The sequence below is a fragment of the Cellulosilyticum sp. genome (genome assembly GCF_982396655.1).
The window spans coordinates 23,559-29,840 of record NZ_CEVXFV010000051.1; the positions used below are offsets into that span (position 1 = coordinate 23,559).

Annotated in this window: 3 protein-coding genes; 2 read left to right on the top strand and 1 reads right to left on the bottom strand. The window is 36.7% G+C overall.

Annotated elements, in window-relative coordinates:
* Nucleotides 1–71 precede the first annotated feature (71 nt).
* A complete protein-coding gene (locus AC1VAQ_RS16815; RefSeq protein WP_479904221.1) occupies nt 72–1,727 on the top strand; it encodes a carbohydrate-binding domain-containing protein in 1,656 nt (551 codons plus the stop codon).
* A gap of 621 nt (nt 1,728–2,348) precedes the next feature.
* Here AC1VAQ_RS16815 and AC1VAQ_RS16820 read toward each other — a convergent pair.
* The gene (locus AC1VAQ_RS16820; RefSeq protein WP_479904222.1) at nt 2,349–3,782 is read right to left on the bottom strand and encodes an MATE family efflux transporter; all 1,434 of its coding nucleotides are present in this window, start codon (nt 3,780–3,782) and stop codon (nt 2,349–2,351) included.
* 357 nt (nt 3,783–4,139) lie between these two features.
* Between AC1VAQ_RS16820 and AC1VAQ_RS16825 the strand changes: the two genes are divergently transcribed.
* Nucleotides 4,140–6,056 carry an FUSC family protein gene (locus tag AC1VAQ_RS16825; RefSeq protein ID WP_302596772.1) on the top strand — a complete coding sequence of 639 codons (1,917 nt, stop codon included), beginning with the start codon at nt 4,140–4,142 and terminating at the stop codon, nt 6,054–6,056.
* The last annotated feature ends 226 nt before the right edge of the window (nt 6,057–6,282 follow it).

Below are 6,282 nucleotides of genomic sequence, written 5' to 3' on the forward strand. Positions count from 1 at the left end.
CTTATAAATGTGAAATCTATAATAAACTAACCACAAAGAAACTTAACAAAAAGTTAAAAAAGGAGATTCCTATGAAATACATTAAACTTCTAGGCGTATTAATGAGTGCCTCTCTTATTATGCCACTAACCGTAGGCTGTCAAAGCATATCTACATCCACTATTCCAGCTACACAGCAATCAACCACTGTCACTCAAAATACTCAGGCCGATTCTACTAATCTTCCTGATGATACATCTGGCATTACTTGGACCAATGAAGCCACCATTACACTCGGTACAACTTCTACAATTTCTGGTTCAGGTGCTAGAATAAGCGGCAATGATATCATTATCTCAAAAGGTGGCAACTACACCATTACAGGTACTTTAACAGATGGCTCAATTACTGTACTTACAGAGGAAAATATTAATCTCACCCTCAGTGATGCACATATTACAAATAGTGATGGTCCTGCCATTACAATCTCCAACGCAGAAAAAGCCTATATTACGCTAGCAAGTGGTACAACAAATTCCTTAACTGACGGTACAACTTATGCAAGTACAGATGAAGGAAAAGGTGCACTCTTTAGTAATGACTCCTTAGTAATTCAAGGCAATGGTACGCTAGAAGCTACAGGTAACTATAAACATGGGATTGCCTGTGATGATGATCTAACTATTACAAGCGGTACAATTATTGCAACAAGTACTGTTAAAGATGGCATCAATGTAAATGATGCTATTGTTATAGATGGCGGTAACTTACAAGTTTCAGGAACTTCAGATGGTATAGACTGTAGTGGAACAATTATTATCAATGCTGGTACCATCATAGCTAATGCTGCTGATGACGGCATCCATGCTGATCTTGACCTTACTATAAATGGTGGTGATATTACTATTCCTCAAAGTGAAGAAGGTATTGAAGCCAAAGGTATCCTCACTGTAAATGGCGGCACAATGAACATCAATGCTAATGATGATGGTTTCAATGCTGGAAGTAGCATGGTCATTAATGATGGTTCAATTTATGTGACTGCTAATGCTGATGGCCTTGATAGTAATGCCTCTATCACAATAAATGGCGGTCTTGTTCTTGCATTTGGCGGCAACCAACCAGAATGCGGTATCGACTGCGACCAAAGTAGCTTCATTATTAATGGTGGCACAGTTATTGCAACTGGAGGTACAACAAGCACACCTTCTGATACAGATTCAACGCAACCTTCTGTAATTCTTTCAGGTCCAACTGGCGAAACGTTATATCACATTGCGCAAAATGGTACAAATGTTTTAACCTTTATGCCACCAAAAACAGCCTCAACACTTCTCTTCTCTTCACCAAACCTTACTGTAGGCGAAGATTACACAATCTATACAGGTGGTGAAGTCACAGGAGAACCAAGTTTCTATAATTACTATGCTGATGCAGTTTATTCAAATGGTACTGAAAACTCAACCTTCAATGTTAGCTCAATGCTCACAACTATCGGCGGCTCTACTGGTATGGGTGGTAAAGGTGGTATGGGCGGCAAAAATCATGAAAATGGCACAAGACCAAATCGCGATAATTTTGATGGCACCACTCAATCTCCTGAAGGTATGACGCCTCCGACTGATGCAGGTACTACTCCTCCGGCTGATGCTGGTATGACGCCTCCGGCTGATGCGGGTACTACTCCTCCAACCGATGCCGCTATGACGCCACCTAACGAGACAACTTCTTCAAGTGCTAATAATTAACTAAACATAAAGTTAAAAATCAGCTTTTCTAGAACAAAATTATTTCTTGCCTGGAGAAGATATGACGCTATTTTATATAGGTATTCTTCTCCAGACATATCGCAATTCTTAAATATACTACATAAGTCACCCCTTAGCTTATATAGCTATATTAGTAGATATTGCAACTTAAAATTAATTTTTTAAGTAACTTTTTTCATTCAAACTCCTTATAAAAATAAATATAAAAAATGCTGTAGTCCCTTAAACTACAGCATTTTTTAGTTTCCTATCTCTTACTTTTTACTTCTTATTCTTATCCTTATTTCACGCCTTACTTCACTTCTCATCCTTATCCTCATTTCACGCCTTACTTTACTTCTCATCCTTATCCTCACTTCACACCTTACTCTTCGCTTCTCATTCTTATCCTTATTTCACGCCTTACTTTACTTCTCATCCTTATCCTCATTTCACGCCTTACTTTACTTCTCATCCTTATCCTCACTTCACACCTTACTCTTCGCTTCTCATTCTTATCCTCATTTCACTTCTTACTTTACTTCTCATCCTTATCCTCATTTCACTTCTTACTTCACTTCTTATCCTTATCCTTACTTCACTTCTTATTCTTGTTCATCTTTATCCTTCACTGCCTACAATTACTTTTTCTCTCGTTTTTGTTTGCTTAGTAAACTGATTCATCTTTTCTACAGAAATTTGTTTCATTAAGAGATATCCTACAACTAAAGCTACAGCTTCACCTATTGGAAAGGCAATCCATACGATATCTTGTGCTCTAGGAACCATTGTAAGTAACCATGCTAATGGTAATGGAACTACTATGAGCCTTATTAATGAAAGTATTAATGAACGTATGCCACATCCCAGTGCCTGAAATATACCTTGATATGCTATATTGGCACCTACAAATAAATAACCTATTGTAATAATTCTTATTGCCATAATACATAGCCTTTGTGTTTCTTCTGAAACTGCAAATATACCTATAATCTGATGTGCAAAAATCCAAAGTGCGACAGCACCAATTGCCATAATAATTAATGTGTAAATCATGCCATACTTGATGCCCTCATCTACTCTAGTCTTATCGCGTTTACCATAATTAAATCCTATAATAGGAATCATTGCATTATTCATTCCAAAAGCTGCAAAGAATACGAACTGCTGAATTTTATAATAAACACCATATGCTGTAACTGCTGAACTTGAAATAGCCCCTAATATAATATTAGCGCCATACGTCATAAAGGACATCAATGCCTGCATAACTATAGCAGGTATTCCTACCTCATAAATTTCTTTAATAATTGCCACTTGAGGTCTTAAAAATTTTAATCTACCATCAACTTCTCTATTAAATCCATAGTGAAAAATTATATCCAATAAACAAGACACACCCTGTCCAATAACCGTTGCATAAGCTGCACCCTCTATTCCCATTTTAGGAAATCCCCATAAACCAAAAATTAAAATAGGGTCTAAAATAATATTTGTTAATGCACCTGCAATTTGTGCAATCGTTGATAACATTGTTTTTCCTGTTGCCTGTAATAATTTTTCATAAATTATATAGAGGACAATACCCAAAGATAATACTGTGCAAATTCTAAGATAAGATTCTCCCATTTGTAGTATAACTGGATTTGAAGTCTGCGAACTGATATAAGCCTTTACACCCCAAATACCAAAAAGCAAAAATACAACATATGTACAAATACCTAAGAAAATAGCATTTCCTGCAATGTGACTTGCTTTATCGCGATTTCCTTCACCTAGACTTTTAGATAATAATGTGTTAACACCTACACCCGTCCCCACACCTATGGCTACCATTAACATCTGTATTGGGAATGCTAGTGTTAGTGCATTTACTGCATAATCCCCCATATTAGCAATGGTCTCTGATGATGGCATACAACTTACAAAGTAACTATCTACAATATTATAGAGTGCCTGTAATGCCATAGATACAATCATAGACATCCCCATTGCTAACATAAGCCCCTTAATAGGCGCCGTTCCCATCTTATTCATCGTAACTTCTTTTTCCATAATAACCTCCTATATACTAAATCTACGGAGTCTTTTCATCGGAAAGCTACCACAACCTTAGTAACGAATAACAAAAAATGCGTAAATCCTTAATCTGGATTTACGCATTTGCTACTCGATTAATTTTATTTTATCACCCGAAATTTTTTTAGTCAATTTCAAATTTACTAACTTCTCGTTTTTCCTCCCCCCTATCTTTCCCTTTTTACACCTTGTATAATGCAACTATAAATTGTAGCTATTGCCCTTATTTAGTTAGTCACACACTCTATATTTATCATACATATACTTATGATTTTCATAAGCACTTATTATTATTTATATAAAACACTTATTTACAGAAAGGAGACTTATGATTTGAATAAACAGCTTATACTCTCTAAAACACTAATATTTGTTGCTGTCGTAGCCTTTATCGTTTTCTTTAATATGATATTTTCTAGCACCAATACTTTAGTAGGTGTCACATCTGCTACTGCTATGCTTATGTTTTTGCAAAGAGACCTTACGGTTTCTCCGCTTAAAAATATGTTTAAACTAATTGGCGTCAACCTTATTATCGGAATAGGTGCCTTCCTAGCTTCTCTTAATCTATGGCTGGCTCTTCCTATTAACTTTATTATCACTTTTTTCATTGGTTATACCTTTTTATACAATCTAAGAAGTCCCCTTTACTTGCCTTTTATACTTCAATACGCTTTCTTAGTTGCAACACCTGTATCTACTGCTGAACTTCCATTACGTCTCGCTTCATTAGTAGCAGGTGCTATTTGTATCATTGGCTTGCAGCTTCTATTTAACAAGAATAAGTTAAAGAAAAGTGGTAACAAAATGCTCATTGAGCTTTGCAACCTCTTAATTGTCCAAATCAAACAGTTCAAAAAGGGCAAGGATGCCTCTTCTCAAAGACAATCTATATCTCTACTTATTAGCAACCTTCGAAAAGTAATTTACGAAAGACGTGAGGCTTCCTATTACTTCACGGAAGAAGCACTTCTTAAACTCAATCTTTCTATTGCTCTAGAAAATTTATCTTTACTTCTTAACTCGAATATTAATCCCAAAGAGTATGCTACAATTCTGGATGACTTAAAGAAATTCTTGGAAAAAACAATTTCTTGCATTGAAGATAAGCATGCATTCTCTAACCTTGATGCTTTTTATACTGAACTTATGGCTCACTATGCACCTGAAGATGTCCATAATCTAAAAGACCTAGAATTCTTAAACAACATTGCCTTTATTCGCGATACCCTAGAGGAACTCTCAAAATTAGATGAAGCACACTATAATGTCGTTAAAAGATTAGAAAAAATTCCTGCTAATTATAGTCAGTATCGCTTTAATAAGGCTACCTTCAATTCTAGCTCTATGAAATTTTCCTATGCTTTCCGTCTTGCTGTAGGTGTTACGCTTTCCTTCTTTTTAACTGATTTCTTTCATTTAGAAGAAGGGCGCTGGCTAGCATTTACCTGTATCTCTATTATCATACCGATTTATGAACAATCTAAAACGAAAGCACGCGATAGAATATTTGCTACACTAATAGGTGGTGGGATTTCATTCTTCTTGTTTTCTTTTGCTCCACCAGCACTGGCACCTATTATCTTAATGGCATCTGGCTATATTTCTAGCTACTTAAATGCTTATCGTTATACCACTATCTTTACAACGATTTCTTCCATAGGTTCAGCCGCACTTATAGATCTATCTGCCACACCAGGCCTTACAGTTGCTCGCATCTGCTTTGTAATCTTAGGTACAATTATGGCACTTCTTATTAATCGCTTCATCTTCCCTTATAAATTAGATGATGCGACTAATGAATTAAAAAACTTGTACAAAGATACTATCATCAAAATGCTAGAAGAAGTTAATGCCCTTGCGCAAGGTAAAGTTCGCCAAAATGTCATGAAGAATCTCCTCATTATTACAAACCTCATAGAAGACCGCATTCGTCTTAATAACCAGGCCTTCACGAACTCTAACTATCAAATCATCCTAACAGACGAACGCCTTCTCATCAGTAATATCTACGAACTCTACCGCTGGCTTAGCAAACACAAAATCAACGCATCAAACCTAGGCATTATCCTCAGAGATATGCCCCATATTCTTCACACTACCACCAACAACTACCCAGAATTTATCGCTAACATAGATAACCATCTCCCAGAGGTAGATACCACAACCGATAAAGTAACACTCTACATGATTAAACAAATCATCACAGGCGAACACCAACTTCTCACAGACCTAGCCCTCCTAAAATAAAGCAACCAACAGGAGGTCAAAGGAAAACCATATATCCTCTCATTCGCTTCTCCGCCATCCGCCAGAATTGGCTCAACGTGCCGCCGCCCTTACCAGACTTCATGGGTGTGGATAAATTAGGGTATATAGTTTTATCTTGACTTCGACCAACAGGAGGTCAAAGGAAAACCGTATATCCTCTCATTCGCTTCTCCGCCATCCGCCAGAATTGGCTCAACGTGCCGCC